Consider the following 18,165-nt stretch of genomic DNA (forward strand, 5'->3'; position numbering starts at 1 on the left):
ATCTGTCAAACGATATTGACATCCTTCTGCCATGATGATAATATAACCAAGGTGCTCAAAATAAAACCTGTTACTTTGGAGGATATTCGATGTCTTATGATAAAGTATCACAGGCTCAATCCATTATTATTGGTACGAAGCAAACAGTAAAAGCTCTGAAACGAGATTCAGTGAAGGAAATCGTCGTAGCGAAAGATGCTGATCCTGCTTTAACCGCTAGTGTAATGAAACTAGCGCAAGAGAAGGGTGTAGACATTTTAGTGGTAGATTCCATGAAAAAGCTCGGCAAGGCCTGCGGAATTGAAGTTGGGGCAGCAGCTGTTGCCATTATGTTATAGCGTACTTGTTTTGTTTTTGCATGCTTAAAATGCAAAAGCATTGTTTTTTGCCTTTTGATGAACCACCTGGGTATGTGGGTTATAAAAAAAGTAATGAAGGGAGGAATAACAACATGCCTACAATTAATCAGCTAATACGCAAAGGACGCGTGAGTAAAGTTGAAAACTCAAAGTCTCCTGCACTTAACAAAGGATACAACAGTTTCAAAAAAGAGCACACTAACGTAACATCTCCACAGAAGCGCGGGGTTTGTACTCGTGTCGGTACAATGACACCGAAAAAACCAAACTCAGCACTACGTAAATATGCTCGTGTACGTTTGTCTAACCTGATTGAGGTAACAGCTTACATTCCTGGTATCGGACATAACCTACAAGAGCACAGTGTAGTACTTATCCGTGGCGGACGTGTAAAAGACTTACCGGGTGTACGTTACCACATCGTTCGTGGTGCGCTTGATACTGCCGGAGTTGACGGCCGTATGCAAGGACGTTCTAAATACGGAACAAAACGCCCTAAACAAAGCAAATAATATAAACAAACATAAGGGTTTTTAGAAGTTGAGTTCAGATCAGTGGAGTCAGGCAGCTGACAATGAAATTGAGATGAAAGACAGATAGAAATCCTTTTAAAAGAGAAGGGAGGCTATTCAGATGCCACGTAAAGGTCCTGTAGCAAAAAGAGACGTTTTGCCAGATCCAATTTACAATTCTAAACTTGTATCACGTTTGATCAACAAAATGATGATCGACGGTAAAAGAGGAAAGTCACAAACTATTCTCTACAAGTCATTTGATATCATCAAAGAACGTACTGGTAATGAAGCGATGGAGGTTTTCGAACAAGCCTTGAAAAACATCATGCCAGTTCTTGAAGTTAAAGCACGTCGTGTAGGTGGAGCTAACTACCAAGTTCCTGTAGAAGTTCGCCCAGATCGTCGTACGACTTTAGGTCTTCGCTGGTTAGTAAACTACGCTCGTCTTCGTGGAGAAAAAACGATGGAAGAGCGTCTTGCTAACGAAATCCTTGACGCAGCTAACAACACTGGTGCTGCTGTTAAGAAACGTGAAGATACACACAAAATGGCAGAAGCGAACAAAGCATTCGCTCACTACCGCTGGTAGGATTTATACCAAACTAAAAAAACTATTCCCTAATAAGGAAGGAGAAATTACCCAATGGCAAGAGAGTTCTCCTTAGACAAAACTCGTAATATTGGTATCATGGCTCACATCGATGCCGGTAAAACGACAACGACTGAGCGTATCTTGTACTACACTGGTCGTATCCATAAAATTGGTGAAACTCACGAAGGAGCTTCACAAATGGACTGGATGGAGCAGGAGCAAGAACGTGGTATTACAATCACTTCTGCTGCTACTACAGCACAATGGAAAGGTTACCGTGTAAACATCATTGATACACCAGGACACGTAGACTTCACTGTTGAAGTTGAACGTTCTTTGCGTGTACTTGATGGTGCGGTTGCTGTTCTTGATGCACAATCAGGTGTAGAGCCTCAAACTGAAACAGTTTGGCGCCAAGCAACAACTTACGGAGTACCTCGTATCGTATTCGTTAACAAAATGGATAAAACTGGTGCGGACTTCCTTTACTCTGTAAGCACATTAAGAGATCGTCTTCAAGCGAACGCTCATGCAATTCAATTGCCGATCGGCGCTGAAGATCAATTCGAAGGAATCATCGACCTTGTAGAAAACGTAGCATACTTCTACGAAGATGACCTTGGAACTCGCTCTGATGCACAAGAAATCCCTGCTGAGTATAAAGACAAAGCTGAAGAGCTTCGCAGCAGCTTGATTGAAGCTGTCGCTGAGCTTGATGAAGAGCTTATGGAAAAATACCTTGAGGGTGAAGAAATCACAATTCCTGAATTGAAAGCTGCAATCCGTAAAGGAACTTTGAATGTTGAATTCTACCCAGTTCTTGTTGGATCTGCTTTCAAAAACAAAGGTGTTCAGCTTGTACTTGACGCTGTGCTTGACTACCTTCCTGCACCAACTGATGTTGCTGCAATCAAAGGTACATTGCCAGATACAAATGAAGAGGTTGTACGTGAGTCTACTGATGACGCACCATTCGCAGCTCTTGCATTTAAAGTTATGACTGACCCTTATGTTGGGAAACTAACTTTCTTCCGCGTATACTCTGGAACACTTGATTCTGGTTCTTACGTGAAGAACTCTTCTAAGAACAAGCGTGAGCGTGTTGGACGTATCCTTCAAATGCACGCAAACAGCCGTGAAGAAATCTCTACTGTATATGCAGGGGATATCGCAGCAGCTGTTGGTCTTAAAGATACATCTACTGGTGATACTCTTTGTGACGAGAAAAATCTTGTTATCCTTGAGTCTATGGAATTCCCAGAGCCAGTTATCGATGTAGCTATCGAGCCTAAATCTAAGGCTGACCAAGATAAAATGGGTATCGCTTTAGCTAAACTAGCTGAAGAGGATCCAACATTCCGTACACAAACAAACACTGAAACTGGTCAAACGATCATCTCTGGTATGGGTGAGCTTCACCTTGATATCATTGTTGACCGTATGAAGCGTGAGTTCAAGGTTGAAGCTAACGTAGGAGCTCCTCAAGTTGCGTACCGTGAAACATTCCGTTCTAGTGCAAAAGTTGAAGGTAAATTCGTACGTCAGTCTGGTGGACGCGGTCAGTTCGGACACGTTTGGATCGAATTCGAACCAAACGAAGAAGGCGCAGGCTTCGAATTCACAAATGCAATCGTCGGTGGGGTTGTTCCACGTGAATACATTCCAGCAATTCAAGCAGGTCTTGAAGATTCACTAGAAAATGGTGTATTAGCTGGATTCCCATTAATCGACATCAAAGCAAAATTATTCGATGGATCTTACCACGATGTTGACTCTAACGAAATGGCGTTTAAAATTGCTGCATCTATGGCATTGAAAAATGCTGTCAGCAAATGTAACCCAGTTCTACTTGAGCCAATGATGAAAGTAGAAGTCGTTATCCCAGAAGAATACATGGGAGACATCATGGGTGATATCACATCTCGTCGTGGACGTGTAGAAGGTATGGAAGCTCGCGGTAACGCTCAAGTTGTTCGCGCTATGGTTCCACTTTCTGAAATGTTCGGATATGCAACTGCACTCCGTTCTAACACACAAGGACGCGGTACTTTCACTATGCACATGGATCACTACGAAGAAGTGCCTAAGAGCATCAGTGAAGAAATCATCAAAAAAAATAAAGGTGAATAATTGATTTTGCCTTTAAACTAAAGTATAACTACTATTGAAGATCAGAAAGTGAGAGGTAACTCTTCACTTTCTATCACTCATACCAAATACAATGAACCTTTAAGGAGGATTTTTAGAATGGCTAAAGAAAAATTCGACCGTTCCAAATCGCATGCTAACATTGGTACAATTGGACACGTTGACCATGGTAAAACAACTCTAACTGCTGCTATCTCAACAGTTCTTCATAAGAAATCTGGTAAAGGTACAGCTATGGCTTATGACCAAATCGATGGTGCTCCAGAAGAGCGCGAGCGTGGAATCACAATCTCAACTGCACACGTTGAGTATGAAACTGAAACTCGTCACTATGCACACGTAGACTGCCCAGGACACGCTGACTATGTTAAAAACATGATCACTGGTGCTGCTCAAATGGACGGCGCGATCTTAGTAGTATCTGCTGCTGATGGTCCAATGCCACAAACACGTGAGCACATCCTACTTTCTCGTAACGTAGGTGTTCCTTACATCGTAGTATTCCTTAACAAATGTGACATGGTTGACGATGAAGAGTTACTTGAACTTGTTGAAATGGAAGTTCGTGACCTTCTTTCTGACTATGACTTCCCTGGTGACGATGTACCAGTTATCAAAGGTTCTGCTCTTAAAGCTCTTGAAGGTGATGCTGATTACGAAGCAAAAATCTTCGAACTTATGGATGCGGTTGATGAGTACATCCCAACTCCAGAGCGTGACACTGAGAAGCCATTCATGATGCCAGTTGAGGACGTATTCTCAATCACTGGTCGTGGAACAGTTGCTACTGGTCGTGTTGAGCGTGGACAAGTTAAAGTCGGTGACGAAGTTGAAATCATCGGTCTTCAAGAAGAAAACGGTAAAACAACTGTTACAGGTGTTGAAATGTTCCGTAAACTTCTTGACTATGCTGAAGCTGGTGACAACATCGGTGCACTACTTCGTGGTGTATCTCGTGAAGATATCCAACGTGGTCAAGTACTTGCTAAACCAGGTACAATCACTCCACATAGCCGTTTCAAAGCTGAAGTTTATGTACTTTCTAAAGAAGAGGGTGGACGTCACACTCCATTCTTCACTAACTACCGTCCGCAGTTCTACTTCCGTACAACTGACGTAACTGGTATCGTACATCTTCCAGAAGGTACTGAAATGGTAATGCCTGGCGATAACACTGAGATGGAAGTTGAACTTATCTCTACTATCGCTATCGAAGAAGGAACTCGTTTCTCTATCCGTGAGGGTGGACGTACTGTAGGTTCTGGCGTCGTTTCTACTATCATTAAGTAATAACAGTTAAAAGAGACTCCTTGCAAAAGGGTCTCTTTTTTTGCTTTTCCAGTGCATAACGGCTACTATAAGCTATAGAATCTAAATGGAACCGAGAGGATCACTGGAATGGCGAAGACAATGTTGAAAAAGTGGCCGATTGGCGGGCTTGATCAATGGATTATGATAAAAGAAGATCAAGCAGAAAAAACAAAACCTGTTTTATTATTTTTACACGGTGGCCCAGGCTCAGCTCAAATGAGTTATATCGATTCCTTTCATAAGGAACTTGATCAAGACTTCACTGTTGTTCATTGGGACCAGCGCGGTGCAGGACTGTCTTATCAAAAAAACATTCCTGAGTCTTCTATGACCATTGGGCAATTCGTAGAGGATACGATTGAGCTTACAGAAAAACTACTTTCTTATAATGATCAAACGAAATTATACATTGCGGGTTATTCATGGGGATCATTAATTGCGATACAAGCTGTACATAAACGACCAGATTTGTATCATGCCTATTATGGAATTAGTCAGGTGGTTGATGTATTAAAAGAGGATATTGTATCGTACGAACTTCTTCTAAAAAAATATCAAGGCAAGCATTTCTTCACTAGATGTCTAAGATTGCTGACACCACCCCCTTGGAAACGCACCTCTGCTCATGCTTTGTTCTCTCTATACAAAGAGTTCGCAAAAGTAGGGCTCACGCATAGGTGGAAGCCACTTTTTCAAATGCTGTATGCATTTCTCGTTAGTAAGCATTATCAGCTAAAAGATAAGTGGAAATTCCTTATGGGACAGAAGTATAGCCAGGATATGCTGTGGGACGAGCTGATGAACGAAAGCATTCAATACCGAGTTTCTTCTATATTAATACCCTGCTACTTTATCATCGGGGAACATGACATGATTACACCAGCTGCTGTATCAAAACCATATGTTGATCAACTTACAGCACCAATAAAAGAGTGGTTTACTTTTAAAGAATCTGCGCATTCTCCGCATATTGAAGAGCCAGAAGAATTTATTCGTATCGTCAGGAAGACAGCTACACATCATCTTCAGGGAAAGCTTGATTTATAGGCTGAACCCCTGTATAATATGAAAAGTGTGCAAATCATAAATTTATCCGATTTATTATTGCAACACGCAGGCCAATTTGGTACAATAGTGCATGTTGGTCTTTGACTGCGATGAAGTGAGAGGTTGCTGACACACCCGGCCGCTTTGCCATGGCAAGGTGATCAGGTTTTTCTCACGGAGAACTGTCTAACGTAAGTAGGCGAAAAGGAGGGAAAATAATGGCAAAACAAAAAATTCGTATTCGTTTAAAAGCATATGATCATAGAATTCTTGATCAATCTGCTGAGAAGATTGTTGAAACGGCTAAGCGTTCTGGTGCTAGTGTATCTGGTCCAATTCCGCTTCCAACTGAAAAATCAGTTTACACAATCCTTCGTGCGGTGCATAAGTACAAAGATTCTCGTGAGCAATTTGAGATGCGTACTCACAAACGTCTAATCGACATCGTGAATCCAACTCCACAAACAGTTGATGCACTTATGCGTTTAGATTTACCATCCGGTGTAGATATCGAAATCAAACTTTAATTCAAATAGAAAACACATATTATAGGAGGTGTGACGAATGACCAAAGGAATCTTAGGTAGAAAAATTGGTATGACGCAAGTATTCGCAGAAAACGGTGATCTTATCCCTGTAACTGTTGTTGAGGCTGCTGCTAACGTTGTTCTTCAGAAGAAGACTACTGACACGGATGGCTATGAAGCAATCCAAATCGGTTTTGATGACAAACGTGAGAAGCTTTCTAACAAACCAGAGAAAGGCCACGTTGCTAAAGCGGAAACTGCTCCTAAGCGCTTCGTAAAAGAATTACGCGGTGTGGAGTTAGATGCGTATGAAGTTGGTCAGGAAGTCAAAGTTGATATTTTCGCAAATGGAGATATCGTAGATGTAACAGGAACATCAAAAGGTAAAGGATTCCAAGGGGCTATCAAACGCCACGGACAATCACGCGGACCAATGACTCACGGTTCACGTTACCACCGTCGTCCTGGTTCAATGGGACCTGTTGATCCAAACCGAGTATTCAAAGGTAAACTTCTTCCAGGACGTATGGGCGGAGAGCAAATCACTGTCCAAAACCTTGAGATCGTTAAAGTTGATGCAGAACGCAATCTTCTATTGATCAAAGGAAACGTACCAGGAGCTAAAAAATCTCTAGTAACTGTAAAGAGTGCAGTTAAAACTAAATAACTCTCTTAGGAAAGGAGGAAACAAGTCATGCCAAAAGTAGCATTATTTAACCAAAACGGTTCTACTAACGGTGAAATCGAATTAAACGCTTCTGTGTTTGGAATTGAGCCAAACGAAAGCGTAGTATTCGATGCTATTCTTATGCAAAGAGCTTCCTTACGTCAAGGAACTCACAAAGTAAAAACTCGTTCTGAAGTACGTGGCGGAGGTCGTAAACCTTGGAGACAGAAGGGTACAGGTCGTGCTCGTCAAGGTTCTATCCGTTCACCACAATGGCGCGGAGGCGGTATCGTATTCGGTCCAACACCACGCAGCTATTCTTATAAATTACCTAAAAAAGTTCGCCGCTTGGCTATCAAGTCAGTATTGTCTTCTAAAGTAATCGACAACAACATCATCGTTCTTGAAGATCTTACTCTTGATGCAGTGAAAACGAAAGAATTCGCAGGGATCCTTAAAGGGTTATCTGTTGAGAAGAAAGCGTTGATCGTCACTGCGGATGCAAACGAAACAGTTGCTTTATCTGCTCGTAACATCCCTGGAGTAACAGTTGTTGAAGCTAACGGTATCAACGTTCTTGACGTTGTCAACCACGACAAACTTCTGATCACTAAAGCAGCGGTTGAAAAAGTAGAGGAGGGACTTGCATAATGAAAGATCCTCGTGATGTTCTAAAGCGCCCTATCATTACTGAACGTTCTGCTGATCTAATGACAGAGAAGAAGTATACGTTCGAAGTTGATGTCAGAGCTAACAAGACAGAAGTGAAAGACGCTGTTGAAGAAATCTTTGGAGTGAAAGTTGAGAAAGTCAACGTTCAAAACTACAAAGGTAAATCAAAACGCGTTGGACGCTACACTGGTATGACTAGCCGTCGCAGAAAAGCGATCGTGAAATTAACTGCTGACAGCAAAGAAATCGAAATTTTTGAAGCGTAAATCTTAAAAAGAAGGAGGGAAATTCAAAATGGCGATTAAAAAGTATAAACCAACCAGTAATGGTCGTCGTGGCATGACTACTTCAGATTTTGCTGAAATCACGACTGACAAACCAGAAAAATCGTTGCTTGCACCGCTTCACAGAAAAGGCGGACGTAACAACCAAGGTAGATTGACTGTTCGTCATCAAGGTGGCGGTCATAAACGTCAATACCGTATCATCGACTTTAAGCGTGATAAAGACGGTATACCTGGACGCGTTGCTACAATCGAGTATGATCCAAACCGTTCAGCGAACATCGCTCTTGTAAACTATGCAGATGGTGAGAAACGTTACATTCTTGCTCCGAAAGGAATCCAAGTTGGTACTGAAGTTACTTCTGGACCAGAAGCTGACATCAAACCAGGTAATGCTCTTCCACTTATCAACATCCCAGTTGGTACAGTTGTGCATAACATTGAATTAAAACCAGGTAAAGGTGGACAATTAGTTCGTTCTGCTGGTACTTCTGCTCAAGTTCTAGGTAAAGAAGGTAAATACGTTCTTGTACGTTTGAACTCTGGTGAAGTACGCATGATCCTTTCTGCTTGCCGTGCGACTATCGGTCAAGTTGGAAACGAACAACACGAACTAATCAACATCGGTAAAGCTGGACGTTCTCGCTGGAAAGGCGTACGCCCAACAGTTCGTGGTTCTGTAATGAACCCTAACGATCACCCACACGGCGGTGGTGAAGGACGCGCTCCAATCGGACGTAAATCACCAATGTCTCCATGGGGTAAACCGACTCTTGGATTCAAGACTCGTAAGAAAACCAACAAGTCTGATAAATTCATTGTACGTCGTCGTAAAAACAAGTAACGGGGTTGTCTACGGTTCATTTAGGACCGTAGTTCAATCACGAAGGGAGGTTCCACAATGGCTCGCAGCTTAAAAAAAGGACCATTTGTTGATGATCATTTGATGGCTAAAGTCGAGAAATTGAATGAAACTGACAAAAAGCAAGTCGTAAAAACTTGGTCTCGTCGTTCTACAATTTTCCCACAATTCATCGGTCACACAATCGCTGTCTATGACGGACGCAAACATGTACCTGTTTTCATTTCTGAAGATATGGTAGGTCACAAATTGGGCGAATTCGCACCAAGCCGTACTTACAAAGGTCATGCTAGTGACGATAAAAAAACAAGACGCTAATGAGAGGAGGCTTTTAAATGCAAGCTAAAGCTGTCGCAAGAACAGTCCGTATTGCTCCTCGTAAAGCACGTCTAGTAATGGACCTGATCCGAGGTAAGCAAGTAGGAGAAGCAGTTTCTATCTTAAACCTTACGCCTAAGGCTGCTTCACCAATTATTGAAAAAGTATTAAAATCTGCTATCGCAAATGCTGAGCACAACTACGAGTTGGATGCTAACAGCCTAGTGATTACTCAAGCATTCGTTGACGAAGGTCCAACACTTAAGAGATTCCGTCCACGGGCTATGGGTCGTGCGAGCGCAATTAACAAACGTACTAGCCACATTACAATCGTTGTATCAGAAAAGAAGGAGGGATAATCCGTGGGTCAAAAGGTAAATCCAGTAGGTCTTCGTATTGGCGTCATTCGTGATTGGGAATCTAAATGGTTCGCAGGAAAAGATTACGCTGACTTCTTACATGAAGACTTGAAAATCCGTGAATTCATCAGCAAGCGTTTGTCTGACGCGTCTGTTTCTAAAGTAGAAATCGAACGTGCTGCAAACCGCGTAAATATCACAATCCACACGGCTAAACCAGGTATGGTAATTGGTAAAGGCGGATCTGAAGTTGAAGCACTTCGTAAAGCTCTTAACAGCCTAACTGGCAAACGTGTACACATCAACATTCTTGAAATCAAGAGAGCAGATCTTGATGCTCAGCTAGTTGCTGAAAACATCGCTCGTCAACTTGAAAATCGTATTTCATTCCGTCGTGCACAAAAACAAACAATCCAACGCACAATGCGTGCTGGAGCACAAGGAATCAAAACAATGGTTTCTGGTCGTCTTGGCGGTGCAGATATTGCTCGTTCTGAATATTACAGTGAAGGTACTGTTCCATTGCACACACTTCGTGCTGACATCGACTATGCTACTGCTGAAGCTGATACTACTTATGGTAAGCTTGGCGTAAAAGTATGGATCTATCGTGGAGAAGTCCTTCCAACTAAGAAGAATACTGCGGAAGGAGGAAAATAATATGTTATTGCCAAAACGCGTGAAGTATCGCAGAGAACATCGTGGAAAAATGCGTGGTCGTGCAAAAGGCGGCACTGAAGTACATTTCGGTGAGTTCGGTATCCAAGCTCTTGAAGCTTCTTGGATCACTAACCGTCAAATCGAAGCTGCTCGTATTGCTATGACTCGTTACATGAAACGTGGCGGTAAAGTTTGGATCAAAATTTTCCCTTCTAAGCCATACACAGCAAAACCTCTAGAGGTCCGCATGGGTTCCGGTAAAGGTGCTCCAGAAGGCTGGGTAGCTGTAGTAAAACCGGGCAAAGTTTTATTTGAAATTTCTGGTGTGTCTGAAGAAGTTGCTCGTGAAGCTCTTCGTCTTGCATCTCACAAATTGCCAATTAAGACGAAGTTCGTAAAACGTGAAGAAATTGGTGGTGAATCAAATGAAAGCTAATGAAATTCGTGACCTTACCACTGCTGAAATTGAACAAAAAGTAAAGTCTCTTAAAGAAGAACTTTTCAATCTTCGTTTCCAATTAGCGACTGGGCAGCTTGAAAACACTGCTCGCATTCGTGAAGTGCGTAAATCAATCGCACGCATGAAAACTGTGATTCGTCAAAGAGAAATCGCTGCTAATAAATAATAATTAGAGGGGAGGCCCCGCAAACATGAGCGAACGTAACCAACGTAAAGTGTATCAAGGTCGTGTTGTTTCTGACAAAATGGATAAAACCATCACTGTTGTAGTTGAAACATACAAAAAGCATTCACTTTATGGCAAACGTGTAAGATACTCTAAAAAGTTCAAAGCACATGATGAAAACAACCAAGCAAAAATCGGAGACATCGTAAAGGTCATGGAAACTCGTCCATTATCTGCGACTAAACGCTTTCGTCTAGTTGAAGTTGTCGAAGAAGCTGTTATTATCTAATAAAGTTCGGATTTCTTTTTCCGAAGGGAGGTAACATTAATGATTCAACAGGAGACTCGTTTAAAAGTAGCTGACAACTCTGGCGCACGCGAAGTACTAACGATTAAAGTTCTTGGTGGCTCTGGACGTAAAACGGCTAACATCGGTGATGTCATTGTTTGTACGGTTAAACAAGCAACACCAGGAGGCGTTGTCAAAAAAGGTGAAGTTGTGAAAGCAGTTATCGTTCGTACTAAGAGCGGAGCTCGCAGAAACGATGGATCTTACATCAGTTTTGATGAAAATGCATGTGTCATCATCCGTGACGACAAGAGCCCACGTGGAACTCGTATCTTCGGACCAGTAGCACGTGAACTTCGTGAAAACAACTATATGAAAATTGTTTCTTTAGCACCAGAAGTACTTTAATGAATACAATCCGCGACTCAAGGAGGTGCGATTAAATGCATGTTAAAAAGGGCGATAAAGTAGTGGTTATCTCTGGTAAAGATAAAGGTAAACAAGGTGTCATCCTTGCTGCTTTCCCTAAAAAGGACCGTGTTTTAGTAGAAGGTATTAACCTTGTGAAAAAACACTCTAAACCAACCCAAGCTAACCCTCAAGGCGGAATTTCTGAACAAGAAGCGCCGATCCACGTATCAAACGTAATGCCGCTTGATCCTAAAACGGGTGAAGTGACACGTATTGGATATAAAGTTGAGGACGGAAAGAAAGTCCGTGTAGCGAAAAAATCTGGGCAAGTTCTAGATAAATAGTAAATAAGGAAGGGAGGTCTTTCTCATGAACCGCCTTAAAGAAAAGTATGTAAAAGAAATTACACCTGCATTAGTTTCTAAGTTTGAATACAAATCAGTAATGCAAGTGCCAAAAATCGAAAAAATCGTGATCAACATGGGTGTTGGTGACGCCGTTCAAAACGCTAAAGCAATCGATACTGCTGTTGAAGAATTAACGTTTATCGCTGGTCAAAAACCTGTCGTTACTCGTGCGAAGAAGTCTATTGCTGGATTCCGTCTACGTGAAGGAATGCCAATCGGTGCGAAAGTAACACTTCGCGGAGAGCGCATGTACGATTTCCTTGATAAACTTATTTCTGTATCTTTACCACGTGTACGTGACTTCCGCGGGATTTCTAAGAAATCTTTCGACGGTCGTGGAAACTACACGCTTGGTATTAAAGAACAGTTAATCTTCCCAGAAATTGATTACGATAAAGTAACAAAAGTCCGCGGTATGGATATCGTTATCGTTACGACTGCCAACACGGATGAAGAAGCACGTGAGTTATTAACTCAAGTAGGTATGCCGTTCCAGAAATAATCAATGAAAGGGAGGCGAAATCGTGGCTAAAAAGTCTATGATTGCGAAACAACAACGCAAACAAAAGTTTAAAGTTCAAGAGTATACGCGCTGCGAACGTTGTGGACGTCCACATTCAGTAATTCGCAAGTTTAAACTTTGCCGTATTTGTTTCCGCGAACTTGCATATAAAGGACAAATTCCTGGCGTTAAAAAAGCCAGCTGGTAATCCCCATAAATGGGAAGGAGGTTATTAAATAATGGTTATGACAGATCCGATTGCAGATTTGCTGACTCGTATTCGCAATGCGAACATGGTACGTCATGAGAAGCTAGAAGTACCGGCTTCAAAAATCAAAAGAGAAATTGCTGAAATCTTAAAGCGTGAAGGTTTTATCCGTGACGTTGAGTACGTCGAAGACAGCAAACAAGGAATTATCCGTTTGTTCCTTAAATACGGCCAAAACAACGAACGTGTTATCACTGGTCTTAAAAGAATCAGTAAACCTGGTTTACGCGTATATGCGAAATCAAATGAAGTACCACGTGTACTTAACGGACTTGGAATCGCAATTATTTCTACATCACAAGGTGTTTTATCGGACAAAGAAGCCCGTGCTAAACAAGCTGGTGGAGAAGTACTTGCTTACGTATGGTAAAAAAAGTTTAAGATGAATGGAGGTGCTTGGTATGTCTCGTATAGGTAAAAAGCTAATCGAGATCCCTTCAGGAGTAACTGTGACAAACAACGATAACACAGTGACAGTAAAGGGACCAAAAGGTGAACTAACTCGTGCATTTCACCCTGATATGGAAATTAAAATTGAGGACAACGTCTTAACTGTAAGCCGTCCGTCTGAAAATAAAGAACACCGTGCATTACATGGTACAACACGTAGCTTAATTGCAAACATGGTTGAAGGTGTATCTAAAGGTTTCGAAAGAGGTTTAGAACTAATCGGTGTCGGTTACCGTGCAGCTAAATCTGGAAACAAACTTGTTCTTAACGTTGGATACTCTCACCCAGTTGAAATCGTTCCTGAGGCTGGAGTTGAAGTAGAAGTTCCATCTCAAACGAAAGTAATCGTTAAAGGTATCGATAAAGAGCGTGTAGGAGCTCTAGCTTCTAACATCCGCGCTGTCCGTGCTCCAGAGCCTTACAAAGGTAAAGGAATTCGTTACGAAGGTGAATTCGTTCGCCGTAAAGAAGGAAAAACTGGTAAGTAAGATCGCTTAATGTGAAGAAAGGAGTGACTCGGATGATTACGAAAACTAGCAAAAACGCTACTCGTCTTAAAAGACACGCTCGTGTTCGTGCGAAACTTTCAGGTACTGCTGAAAGACCTCGCCTTAACGTTTTCCGTTCTAACAAGAACATCTACGCTCAAGTAATTGATGATGTTAACGGTGTAACACTTGTAAGTGCTTCTACTCTTGATAAAGAGTTAAAGATCGAGAATAGTTCTGACGCTGCAGCTGCTACTAAAGTTGGCGAACTTGTTGCAAAACGTGCTGTTGAAAAAGGCATCTCTAACGTGGTATTTGACCGCGGAGGATACTTATATCATGGACGTGTAAAAGCTCTAGCTGAAGCTGCTCGTGAGGCTGGACTTAAATTTTAATAAAAGAAGGAGGGACACATCCGAATGAGTCGTATTGACCCAAGCAAATTAGAGTTAGAAGAACGCTTAGTTACGGTTAACCGGGTAGCGAAAGTTGTTAAAGGTGGACGTCGTTTCCGTTTTGCAGCTTTAGTTGTTGTCGGTGACAAAAACGGTCATGTAGGATTCGGTACTGGTAAAGCACAAGAAGTACCAGAAGCGATCCGCAAAGCTGTTGAAGACGCGAAAAAGAATTTAATTGAAGTACCAATGGTTGGAACTACAATTCCACATGAAATCATCGGTCGATTCGGTGCAGGAAACGTTCTATTGAAGCCTGCTTCAGAAGGTACAGGAGTTATCGCTGGAGGCCCAGTGCGTGCGGTACTTGAGCTTGCTGGTCTAGCTGATATCCTTTCTAAATCTCTAGGTTCTAATACACCGATCAACATGATCCGCGCAACACTTCAAGGTTTAAGTGAACTTAAACGTGCTGAAGATGTAGCGAAGCTTCGTGGAAAATCTGTAGAAGACCTGTTAGGATAAGGAGGGAACAATAATGGCAAATAAATTAGAAATTACCCTCAAACGCAGTGTAATCGGTCGCCCGGAAGATCAGCGTGTCACTGTTCGTACTCTTGGTCTAAAGAAAACAAACCAAACAGTCGTACATGAAGACAATGCAGCGATCCGCGGCATGATTAACAAGGTGTCTCATTTAGTTTCTGTTAAAGAACAATAAAACATTTTTAATCGATAAGGAGGTGCCCAAATGAAACTTCATGAATTGAAGCCTTCAGAAGGTTCACGTAAAGTACGCAACCGTGTTGGTCGTGGTATTGGATCAGGTAACGGTAAAACTTCTGGTAAAGGTCATAAAGGTCAAAACGCTCGTTCTGGCGGCGGTGTACGCCCTGGATTCGAAGGTGGTCAAATGCCTTTATTCCAACGCCTTCCAAAACGTGGTTTTACAAACATCAACCGTAAAGATTACGCGGTAATCAACTTAGACAGATTAAACAGTTTTGACGAAGGAACGGAAGTCACTCCTGAACTTCTTCTAGAGACTGGTGCAATAAGCAAGTTAAAAGCAGGAGTAAAAATTCTTGGCAACGGTAAATTAGAAAAAAAATTAACTGTAAAAGCCAATAAATTCTCTGCTTCTGCTAAAGAAGCTATTGAAGCTGCTGGCGGTACAGCCGAGGTGATCTAACTTGTTTAAGACAATCTCCAATTTTATGCGCGTGAAAGATATACGGAATAAGATTATATTTACACTTTTAATGTTAGTCGTCTTTCGTATAGGTGCTTTCATCCCTGTGCCTAATGTGAACGCCGAAGTTCTCCAGGCACAGGATCAAATGAGTGTTTTCGGAATCCTCAACACGTTTGGGGGCGGGGCACTTTTCCAATTCTCCATTCTTGCAATGGGGATTATGCCGTATATCACTGCTTCGATCATCATCCAGCTCTTGCAGATGGATGTTGTACCGAAGTTTACTGAGTGGTCAAAGCAAGGAGAGGTTGGCCGCCGAAAATTAGCACAATTCACAAGGTATTTTACAATTGTTCTAGGATTTATCCAGGCTTTAGGAATGTCATATGGATTTAACAATATGGCAGGAGGCATGCTGATTGAAAACCCAGGTGTTTCAACGTATCTCTTAATTGCGGTCGTACTCACTGCGGGAACAGCATTCTTAATGTGGCTGGGAGAGCAGATTACTGCTCACGGTGTTGGTAACGGTATTTCGATTATTATCTTTGCCGGTATCATCGCAGGTATCCCTCAAACATTAAAGCAAGTGTACGCTCAGCAATTTGTAGGTGGAGATGGACAGCTGTTCATGCAAATCCTGAAAATTGCCCTTATTGTGATTGCTATTCTTGTCATTGTTATCGGTGTTATTTACATTCAAATGGCAGTGAGAAAGATTGCGATTCAGTATTCAAAAGGAACTGGCCGTGCACAAATGTCTGCTAGTCAAGCAACGCACCTTCCATTGAAAGTGAATCCAGCAGGGGTGATTCCAGTCATCTTTGCCGTTTCGTTCATTATTACTCCGCAGACGATCGCATCGTTCTTCGGAACAAATAATGTGACAACCTGGATAACTAACAACTTTGACTATACTAAGCCAATCGGTATGACGATTTATGTAGCACTGATTGTTGCTTTCACATATTTTTATGCCTTTGTCCAAGTAAACCCTGAACAAATGGCTGAAAATCTGCAAAAGCAGGGTGGCTATATCCCGGGAGTTCGTCCAGGGAAAATGACTCAAGATAGAATTACGAGCATTTTGTACCGACTCACGTTTGTGGGCGCCATTTTCTTAGCCGTGATTTCAATACTTCCTATCTTTTTCATTCAATTCGCTGGATTACCTTCCGCTGCACAAATTGGCGGCACAAGTCTTCTCATTGTTGTAGGTGTTGCACTTGAAACAATGAAACAGCTTGAAAGCCAATTAGTGAAACGAAACTACCGTGGATTTATGAAATAAAACAGAGGGCTGGGCTCCTGCCCAACCTCTCTAAGTAAGGAAGGGGAAATCCGAAATGAACTTAGTCTTAATGGGGCTTCCGGGTGCTGGTAAAGGCACTCAGGCAGAACGAATTGTTGATGATTATGGGATCCCTCATATCTCAACAGGAGATATGTTCCGTGCTGCTATGAAAGAGGAGACACAACTTGGACTCGAAGCAAAATCCTTTATCGATAAAGGAGAGCTTGTTCCTGATGAGGTCACAATCGGTATTGTTAGAGAAAGACTTGGCAAGAATGATTGTGAACAAGGTTTTCTTCTGGACGGATTTCCGCGAACAGTCGCTCAGGCTGAAGCTTTAGAAGTCATTCTAAAGGACCTTGGCAGAACGATTGATTATGTCATTAATATTAAAGTCGATAAAGATGCTTTGATGGAGCGTCTGACTGGCCGAAGAATTTGCAAAGATTGCGGAGCAACATATCATTTAGTATTCAATCCACCTGCGAAAGAAAATGTTTGTGACAAGTGTGGAGGCGAGCTTTATCAACGTGCAGATGATAATGCAGAAACCGTTTCGACAAGACTTGAAGTGAACTTAAAGCAGACTGAACCTTTACTGAACTTCTATTCAGAAAAAGGATATCTTGCAAACATTGATGGTGCGAAGCACATTAACGATGTTTACGCTGATATCAAGGACCTGCTTGGGGGATTAAATAAATGATTATCTGTAAAACTCCTCGCGAGCTTGAGATTATGAGAGAAGCTGGACGCATTGTCGCACTGACTCATGAAGAGCTGAAGAAACATATAAAACCAGGTATTTCGACAAAAGAATTGGATCAAATTGCCGAACGTTTTATTACAAAGCAGGGTGCAATCCCATCTTTTAAAGGGTATAATGGTTTTCGCGGGAGCATTTGCGTTTCGGTGAATGAAGAACTCGTTCACGGTATTCCTGGTAAACGGGTTTTACGTGATGGAGACATCATTAGTATCGATATCGGCGCAAAGTTAAATGGCTATCATGGTGACTCTGCTTGGACTTATCCAGTTGGGGTAATCAGTGATGAGGACCGCAAACTACTGGAAGTCACAGAGGAATCTCTATATAAGGGCTTACAGGAAGCAAAGCCAGGTGAACGTCTGTCAAACATTTCCCATGCCATACAAACGTATGTTGAAGATGAGAATTTCTCAGTTGTTAGAGAATATGTTGGACATGGGGTCGGACAGGATCTTCATGAGGACCCTCAAATTCCTCATTATGGTCCACCGAACAAAGGCCCACGGCTCAAACCTGGAATGGTGTTGGCCATCGAACCGATGGTGAACGCAGGCAGCCGATATGTGAAAACACTGGCTGATAACTGGACGGTTGTAACGGTTGATGGGAAAAAGTGTGCTCACTTTGAGCATACGATTGCGATTACAGATACAGGTTTTGATATACTGACTAAGATTTAGGTCTTCACTGAAGCCTTTCAGGCCCAAATCGGGCAGGTTGTCTGTATAGTCCAAGGAAAGAACAAGATCA

At 42.1% G+C, this 18,165-nt stretch carries 30 protein-coding genes; all 30 read left to right on the forward strand.

The features are described from left to right. Positions 1–89 precede the first annotated feature (89 nt). On the forward strand, positions 90–338 hold the full coding sequence (locus NSQ70_RS00705) for a 50S ribosomal protein L7ae-like protein (protein ID WP_008345416.1): 249 nt from the start codon (positions 90–92) through the stop codon (positions 336–338). Positions 339–451: 113 nt separating this feature from the next. Further along, the gene (gene rpsL / locus NSQ70_RS00710) at positions 452–871 is read left to right on the forward strand and encodes a 30S ribosomal protein S12 (RefSeq protein ID WP_003216962.1); all 420 of its coding nucleotides are present in this window, start codon (positions 452–454) and stop codon (positions 869–871) included. A 121-nt stretch (positions 872–992) separates the two neighbouring features. Next, entirely contained in the window at positions 993–1,463 is a 471-nt protein-coding gene (gene rpsG, locus NSQ70_RS00715; RefSeq protein ID WP_003216884.1) for a 30S ribosomal protein S7, read from the forward strand. Positions 1,464–1,517: 54 nt separating this feature from the next. Beyond that, positions 1,518–3,596 carry an elongation factor G gene (gene fusA, locus NSQ70_RS00720; protein WP_007496301.1) on the forward strand — a complete coding sequence of 693 codons (2,079 nt, stop codon included), beginning with the start codon at positions 1,518–1,520 and terminating at the stop codon, positions 3,594–3,596. 117 nt (positions 3,597–3,713) lie between these two features. Continuing rightward, positions 3,714–4,904, forward strand: a complete 1,191-nt coding sequence (gene tuf / locus NSQ70_RS00725) for an elongation factor Tu (protein WP_007496302.1) — start codon at positions 3,714–3,716, stop codon at positions 4,902–4,904. Between the two features lie 108 nt (positions 4,905–5,012). Beyond that, positions 5,013–5,972 carry an alpha/beta hydrolase gene (locus NSQ70_RS00730; protein ID WP_039169445.1) on the forward strand — a complete coding sequence of 320 codons (960 nt, stop codon included), beginning with the start codon at positions 5,013–5,015 and terminating at the stop codon, positions 5,970–5,972. A 218-nt stretch (positions 5,973–6,190) separates the two neighbouring features. Continuing rightward, the gene (gene rpsJ / locus NSQ70_RS00735; protein WP_003156464.1) at positions 6,191–6,499 is read left to right on the forward strand and encodes a 30S ribosomal protein S10; all 309 of its coding nucleotides are present in this window, start codon (positions 6,191–6,193) and stop codon (positions 6,497–6,499) included. 37 nt (positions 6,500–6,536) lie between these two features. Next, on the forward strand, positions 6,537–7,166 hold the full coding sequence (gene rplC / locus NSQ70_RS00740) for a 50S ribosomal protein L3 (RefSeq protein ID WP_007496311.1): 630 nt from the start codon (positions 6,537–6,539) through the stop codon (positions 7,164–7,166). Positions 7,167–7,193: 27 nt separating this feature from the next. Then, entirely contained in the window at positions 7,194–7,817 is a 624-nt protein-coding gene (rplD, locus tag NSQ70_RS00745; RefSeq protein WP_007496312.1) for a 50S ribosomal protein L4, read from the forward strand. Further along, positions 7,817–8,104 carry a 50S ribosomal protein L23 gene (rplW, locus tag NSQ70_RS00750; protein WP_003217016.1) on the forward strand — a complete coding sequence of 96 codons (288 nt, stop codon included), beginning with the start codon at positions 7,817–7,819 and terminating at the stop codon, positions 8,102–8,104. Before rplD ends, rplW begins: the two co-directional genes overlap by 1 nt. Positions 8,105–8,132: 28 nt before the next feature. Then, entirely contained in the window at positions 8,133–8,966 is an 834-nt protein-coding gene (gene rplB, locus NSQ70_RS00755; protein ID WP_007496314.1) for a 50S ribosomal protein L2, read from the forward strand. Between the two features lie 57 nt (positions 8,967–9,023). After that, positions 9,024–9,302, forward strand: coding sequence for a 30S ribosomal protein S19 (gene rpsS, locus NSQ70_RS00760; protein ID WP_003216920.1), 279 nt, complete (start codon positions 9,024–9,026; stop codon positions 9,300–9,302). A 17-nt stretch (positions 9,303–9,319) separates the two neighbouring features. After that, positions 9,320–9,661 carry a 50S ribosomal protein L22 gene (gene rplV, locus NSQ70_RS00765; RefSeq protein WP_007496316.1) on the forward strand — a complete coding sequence of 114 codons (342 nt, stop codon included), beginning with the start codon at positions 9,320–9,322 and terminating at the stop codon, positions 9,659–9,661. Positions 9,662–9,664: 3 nt separating this feature from the next. Then, positions 9,665–10,321: a 30S ribosomal protein S3 gene (gene rpsC, locus NSQ70_RS00770; RefSeq protein WP_003217241.1), complete on the forward strand. Its 657-nt coding sequence runs from the start codon at positions 9,665–9,667 to the stop codon at positions 10,319–10,321. A gap of 1 nt (position 10,322) precedes the next feature. Continuing rightward, positions 10,323–10,757: a 50S ribosomal protein L16 gene (gene rplP, locus NSQ70_RS00775; RefSeq protein WP_003225801.1), complete on the forward strand. Its 435-nt coding sequence runs from the start codon at positions 10,323–10,325 to the stop codon at positions 10,755–10,757. Beyond that, positions 10,747–10,947, forward strand: a complete 201-nt coding sequence (rpmC, locus tag NSQ70_RS00780) for a 50S ribosomal protein L29 (protein ID WP_003217155.1) — start codon at positions 10,747–10,749, stop codon at positions 10,945–10,947. The genes rplP and rpmC overlap by 11 nt, the downstream gene beginning before the upstream one ends. A 25-nt stretch (positions 10,948–10,972) precedes the next feature. Beyond that, entirely contained in the window at positions 10,973–11,236 is a 264-nt protein-coding gene (gene rpsQ, locus NSQ70_RS00785; protein ID WP_003216906.1) for a 30S ribosomal protein S17, read from the forward strand. A 39-nt stretch (positions 11,237–11,275) separates the two neighbouring features. After that, entirely contained in the window at positions 11,276–11,644 is a 369-nt protein-coding gene (gene rplN / locus NSQ70_RS00790; RefSeq protein ID WP_003216882.1) for a 50S ribosomal protein L14, read from the forward strand. Between the two features lie 35 nt (positions 11,645–11,679). Next, positions 11,680–11,991, forward strand: a complete 312-nt coding sequence (gene rplX / locus NSQ70_RS00795; RefSeq protein WP_007496325.1) for a 50S ribosomal protein L24 — start codon at positions 11,680–11,682, stop codon at positions 11,989–11,991. 25 nt (positions 11,992–12,016) lie between these two features. Further along, positions 12,017–12,556, forward strand: a complete 540-nt coding sequence (gene rplE, locus NSQ70_RS00800) for a 50S ribosomal protein L5 (RefSeq protein ID WP_003217159.1) — start codon at positions 12,017–12,019, stop codon at positions 12,554–12,556. 22 nt (positions 12,557–12,578) lie between these two features. After that, on the forward strand, positions 12,579–12,764 hold the full coding sequence (rpsN, locus tag NSQ70_RS00805; protein WP_008356542.1) for a 30S ribosomal protein S14: 186 nt from the start codon (positions 12,579–12,581) through the stop codon (positions 12,762–12,764). A gap of 31 nt (positions 12,765–12,795) precedes the next feature. Then, complete coding sequence (gene rpsH, locus NSQ70_RS00810; protein ID WP_007496327.1) at positions 12,796–13,194, forward strand: 30S ribosomal protein S8; 399 nt, start codon at positions 12,796–12,798, stop codon at positions 13,192–13,194. Between the two features lie 31 nt (positions 13,195–13,225). Then, complete coding sequence (gene rplF, locus NSQ70_RS00815; RefSeq protein WP_008345395.1) at positions 13,226–13,762, forward strand: 50S ribosomal protein L6; 537 nt, start codon at positions 13,226–13,228, stop codon at positions 13,760–13,762. 32 nt (positions 13,763–13,794) lie between these two features. Next, the gene (gene rplR / locus NSQ70_RS00820; protein WP_003216951.1) at positions 13,795–14,157 is read left to right on the forward strand and encodes a 50S ribosomal protein L18; all 363 of its coding nucleotides are present in this window, start codon (positions 13,795–13,797) and stop codon (positions 14,155–14,157) included. A gap of 24 nt (positions 14,158–14,181) precedes the next feature. Then, positions 14,182–14,682 (forward strand): 30S ribosomal protein S5, encoded by a 501-nt coding sequence (gene rpsE / locus NSQ70_RS00825; RefSeq protein WP_007496332.1) that lies wholly within the window; start codon positions 14,182–14,184, stop codon positions 14,680–14,682. Positions 14,683–14,695: 13 nt separating this feature from the next. Continuing rightward, on the forward strand, positions 14,696–14,878 hold the full coding sequence (gene rpmD, locus NSQ70_RS00830; RefSeq protein WP_003217067.1) for a 50S ribosomal protein L30: 183 nt from the start codon (positions 14,696–14,698) through the stop codon (positions 14,876–14,878). 30 nt (positions 14,879–14,908) lie between these two features. After that, positions 14,909–15,349 carry a 50S ribosomal protein L15 gene (gene rplO / locus NSQ70_RS00835; RefSeq protein WP_003216888.1) on the forward strand — a complete coding sequence of 147 codons (441 nt, stop codon included), beginning with the start codon at positions 14,909–14,911 and terminating at the stop codon, positions 15,347–15,349. Position 15,350: 1 nt separating this feature from the next. Beyond that, positions 15,351–16,643: a preprotein translocase subunit SecY gene (gene secY / locus NSQ70_RS00840; RefSeq protein WP_007496334.1), complete on the forward strand. Its 1,293-nt coding sequence runs from the start codon at positions 15,351–15,353 to the stop codon at positions 16,641–16,643. A gap of 55 nt (positions 16,644–16,698) precedes the next feature. Further along, positions 16,699–17,352, forward strand: coding sequence for an adenylate kinase (locus tag NSQ70_RS00845; RefSeq protein ID WP_342502363.1), 654 nt, complete (start codon positions 16,699–16,701; stop codon positions 17,350–17,352). After that, on the forward strand, positions 17,349–18,095 hold the full coding sequence (gene map, locus NSQ70_RS00850; protein WP_017359166.1) for a type I methionyl aminopeptidase: 747 nt from the start codon (positions 17,349–17,351) through the stop codon (positions 18,093–18,095). Before NSQ70_RS00845 ends, map begins: the two co-directional genes overlap by 4 nt. Positions 18,096–18,165: the final 70 nt, after the last annotated feature.

It is taken from the genome of Bacillus sp. FSL R5-0397, assembly GCF_038593395.1.
Lineage (GTDB): Bacteria > Bacillota > Bacilli > Bacillales > Bacillaceae > Bacillus > Bacillus altitudinis.

Coding starts and splice junctions, on each gene's coding strand:
- NSQ70_RS00705 (WP_008345416.1), top strand. CDS start 90: ATGTCTTATGATAAAGTATCACAGGCTCAATCCATTATTATTGGTACG.
- rpsL (WP_003216962.1), top strand. CDS start 452: ATGCCTACAATTAATCAGCTAATACGCAAAGGACGCGTGAGTAAAGTT.
- rpsG (WP_003216884.1), top strand. CDS start 993: ATGCCACGTAAAGGTCCTGTAGCAAAAAGAGACGTTTTGCCAGATCCA.
- fusA (WP_007496301.1), top strand. CDS start 1,518: ATGGCAAGAGAGTTCTCCTTAGACAAAACTCGTAATATTGGTATCATG.
- tuf (WP_007496302.1), top strand. CDS start 3,714: ATGGCTAAAGAAAAATTCGACCGTTCCAAATCGCATGCTAACATTGGT.
- NSQ70_RS00730 (WP_039169445.1), top strand. CDS start 5,013: ATGGCGAAGACAATGTTGAAAAAGTGGCCGATTGGCGGGCTTGATCAA.
- rpsJ (WP_003156464.1), top strand. CDS start 6,191: ATGGCAAAACAAAAAATTCGTATTCGTTTAAAAGCATATGATCATAGA.
- rplC (WP_007496311.1), top strand. CDS start 6,537: ATGACCAAAGGAATCTTAGGTAGAAAAATTGGTATGACGCAAGTATTC.
- rplD (WP_007496312.1), top strand. CDS start 7,194: ATGCCAAAAGTAGCATTATTTAACCAAAACGGTTCTACTAACGGTGAA.
- rplW (WP_003217016.1), top strand. CDS start 7,817: ATGAAAGATCCTCGTGATGTTCTAAAGCGCCCTATCATTACTGAACGT.
- rplB (WP_007496314.1), top strand. CDS start 8,133: ATGGCGATTAAAAAGTATAAACCAACCAGTAATGGTCGTCGTGGCATG.
- rpsS (WP_003216920.1), top strand. CDS start 9,024: ATGGCTCGCAGCTTAAAAAAAGGACCATTTGTTGATGATCATTTGATG.
- rplV (WP_007496316.1), top strand. CDS start 9,320: ATGCAAGCTAAAGCTGTCGCAAGAACAGTCCGTATTGCTCCTCGTAAA.
- rplP (WP_003225801.1), top strand. CDS start 10,323: ATGTTATTGCCAAAACGCGTGAAGTATCGCAGAGAACATCGTGGAAAA.
- rpmC (WP_003217155.1), top strand. CDS start 10,747: ATGAAAGCTAATGAAATTCGTGACCTTACCACTGCTGAAATTGAACAA.
- rpsQ (WP_003216906.1), top strand. CDS start 10,973: ATGAGCGAACGTAACCAACGTAAAGTGTATCAAGGTCGTGTTGTTTCT.
- rplN (WP_003216882.1), top strand. CDS start 11,276: ATGATTCAACAGGAGACTCGTTTAAAAGTAGCTGACAACTCTGGCGCA.
- rplX (WP_007496325.1), top strand. CDS start 11,680: ATGCATGTTAAAAAGGGCGATAAAGTAGTGGTTATCTCTGGTAAAGAT.
- rplE (WP_003217159.1), top strand. CDS start 12,017: ATGAACCGCCTTAAAGAAAAGTATGTAAAAGAAATTACACCTGCATTA.
- rpsH (WP_007496327.1), top strand. CDS start 12,796: ATGGTTATGACAGATCCGATTGCAGATTTGCTGACTCGTATTCGCAAT.
- rplF (WP_008345395.1), top strand. CDS start 13,226: ATGTCTCGTATAGGTAAAAAGCTAATCGAGATCCCTTCAGGAGTAACT.
- rplR (WP_003216951.1), top strand. CDS start 13,795: ATGATTACGAAAACTAGCAAAAACGCTACTCGTCTTAAAAGACACGCT.
- rpsE (WP_007496332.1), top strand. CDS start 14,182: ATGAGTCGTATTGACCCAAGCAAATTAGAGTTAGAAGAACGCTTAGTT.
- rpmD (WP_003217067.1), top strand. CDS start 14,696: ATGGCAAATAAATTAGAAATTACCCTCAAACGCAGTGTAATCGGTCGC.
- rplO (WP_003216888.1), top strand. CDS start 14,909: ATGAAACTTCATGAATTGAAGCCTTCAGAAGGTTCACGTAAAGTACGC.
- NSQ70_RS00845 (WP_342502363.1), top strand. CDS start 16,699: ATGAACTTAGTCTTAATGGGGCTTCCGGGTGCTGGTAAAGGCACTCAG.
- map (WP_017359166.1), top strand. CDS start 17,349: ATGATTATCTGTAAAACTCCTCGCGAGCTTGAGATTATGAGAGAAGCT.